Raw genomic sequence first — 2486 nt, forward strand, 5'->3', positions numbered from 1 at the left:
AGCCAGTTCAATTCCTGCCCTTACGGGCCTAGTGACGGAGCCTTGCGGCTCGCTCCCCTCGGGAAGGTCTGCAACCGGCTCCCGCCTCACGGCAGCGATCAGAACCTTCGGCGCTTTGCCTTTCACCAGCATGATCCTGATCTTCCAGGGTCCGGAACTGAGGAAGCATTCCGGAGTGGGTCTCAACGACCTGTTGCAAACGCAGCGGGTTTTCACCGCTATCCCTGGTCAACCCAGCTTGTCTTCACAAGCTCCGCCCTTCAGGGCGGGGTAGTTGACTGGGTTCGTCAGTCCGAGCCAGCACGAGCGAGTTCGGGTCAGTTTGAGTCGGGCAGAAACTTGGGCTGGGTTAGGGATATCAGATGAGCGCAGCCTGGCGCCAGCTGTGACCAGTCCGCCGGCATCTCGACACGGGCGAGCGCGGCTGTCGGCAGCAATTTGCCATCGGTCGGCGGATCGAAGTCATTGTCAGTCAGATGGCCCAGCAGAGATTCAAGTCCTGGATTGTGCCCGACCAACAACACCGGGCTACGCTGTGGCGGGCATTGGCCGAGCACTTGCAGCAAGGTGGCCAGCTCAGCAGCGTACAGTTTGGGTTCCCAGAGAATCTCCTGGCGATCAATATCCAGGCGCTTGCACACCTTAAGCACCGTAGCCCGAGCGCGTTGCGCCGGAGAACTGAGAATTAGCTCCGGCACCAACCCTTCACGATAGAGCCAGGTTCCCACCCGCGGTGCATCACGTTTACCACGTTTCGCCAGTGGCCGGTCAAAATCATGCTGCGCCGAACTGTCCCAGTCCGATTTGGCATGGCGCATGATGAGTAATTCACGAGGCTTCACTATGGGTTGCAGTAAGTTTCTGTTGCAAGCTCAGCAGGCAGCCAAGATTCCGCAAGCACCTGTTCACGCACCCAAGGGCAGCTCTCTTGGAAATCGGCCAGGCCGGTCTCTTGTGCGGCTTGCACGATGGCATCATCCCATACCGCCTGCCACCAGTCCGGATCATCCAGTTTGGGTTGCAGGCTGGGCGTTTCGCGCAAGCGTCTGAGGATGCCGCGACGCTGATTGCGGATGATAATTTCCCAACTCGCGCCGCGTCGTTCGGGCTGCCGCTGCCATTTGAGAAGATGCGCCAACAGAATCGCCATGCAGTGCATTAACTCGCGTTGCTCGCTCTTGCCCACGTCTTCGATCTCCTCGGCCAGATGCTCAATGTCCAGTAGGTCGAAGCGCCCTGCCCGGAGGAACTGAGCCTGCTCATTGGCCCAGGCGATGATGTCTTGATTGTAGTGTTGCATCGTCTATCACCGGCTTTGCTTGAATCACGCCAGCCCCATCCCTGGTTAAGTGTCCCGTCCCGTGTGATTATTTGCCAAAGAGGAGCCATCCTTTGTTCCTCGCTCGAGAAGTTCTCGAAGCGCTTATCGCCGAGCTCAAGGCGGATTGCCTAGAGGCTGAACGACCCCTATCTCGACTAGCAACCAGCGACGATCAGACGATGGAGGCATGAACGATGCAGGTTCGACTTCATAAAAACGCCCGCACCACCCCGGCCGTGCGTGCGGAGCTGCGCGCCTCGACGTTGCCCAACGAAGTGCTGGTGCGCCAGTATGGCATTTCTCTCCCGGTAGTGCCTCAGTCTATAGGATTTCAGTGGGTTTAAGCATTATTGATTCACTGGCAGCGAAGCATTGTAATGGTGAATAAAATACCAGATTGCGCCAATGTGATTATCAAGTTTTTTCGAAAATGACAGGGCTTTTCTGACTAACCTCGAGACTCGCTGACGAAGCGTGCAGTTGAAGCGTTCAATATGATTCGTTTGACCGCTGTCCTTGCCAACCGCTTGATGACGTTTGGCTGGAAAGATGGCCGCATAGGCCGACCAAAAATCTGTATAACTCACGGCACATTGGCGATAGACGGCGGGCAAAGAGGCCCAGAGCGCTCGTGCTGGCCGTTCGCTGCGATCGCCGATGTAGACGCCCACGATTTCCCGAGTATCGCGATCGATCGCCAACCAAACCCATTGTTTATTATCCTTTTTTCCTACAAAAGACCACAGTTCGTCACACTCGATCTTGAGCCGCCCTCGGGCCTTTTTTTACCTGGACTTCGCGAGGTGTCTGCGCATATTTCTCATTGACATAGGTTTGCAACCAGGATTCTGACACGCCAACGACACGGGCAATTCCCGCTAACGAAATGCGTTCGATGAAGCAGGCGATCAATCAAGCGTTTCTTGTCATCAGAAATAAGGGCCTTTCGCCAGATTGAGCACAAACTGTCTGCCGCATTCTTTGCAACGATACAGTTGTTTTTCCAGAGCATTGAAACCGTTTTTGACAAGCTTTTGTGGCCTTGATCATGCCTTGGTCCATTGTTGCTAAGCCGCCACAGGCATCAGGTAGGGGCGCTTTGCCGGTCGAGGTCGTCGTCGAGCCGGCCAAGCCGGCCAAGGCATGCGTTCAAGCACTTGCTCAA

General features: G+C 55.8%; 2 protein-coding genes and 2 pseudogenes. 1 reads left to right on the forward strand and 3 read right to left on the reverse strand.

The genetic code is table 11. The annotated features are described in order from the left end of the window. Window positions 1-317: 317 nt before the first annotated feature. A complete protein-coding gene (locus CKO36_RS18730) occupies window positions 318-818 on the reverse strand; it encodes a SixA phosphatase family protein (RefSeq protein WP_200286424.1) in 501 nt (166 codons plus the stop codon). Window positions 819-841: 23 nt separating this feature from the next. Further along, window positions 842-1300, reverse strand: a complete 459-nt coding sequence (locus CKO36_RS18735) for a DUF29 domain-containing protein (RefSeq protein WP_200286425.1) — start codon at window positions 1298-1300, stop codon at window positions 842-844. A 215-nt stretch (window positions 1301-1515) separates the two neighbouring features. On the opposite strand from CKO36_RS18735, the pseudogene CKO36_RS18740 reads away from it, so the two are divergent. Beyond that, window positions 1516-1623 (forward strand): annotated as a pseudogene (locus CKO36_RS18740) (IS481 family transposase); the annotation flags it as partial. A gap of 45 nt (window positions 1624-1668) precedes the next feature. Here the strand turns inward: CKO36_RS18740 and CKO36_RS18745 are convergent. Then, a pseudogene (locus CKO36_RS18745) lies at window positions 1669-2355 on the reverse strand (IS1 family transposase); the annotation flags it as partial. Window positions 2356-2486: the final 131 nt, after the last annotated feature.

It is taken from the genome of Rhabdochromatium marinum (assembly GCF_016583795.1).
Lineage (GTDB): Bacteria > Pseudomonadota > Gammaproteobacteria > Chromatiales > Chromatiaceae > Rhabdochromatium > Rhabdochromatium marinum.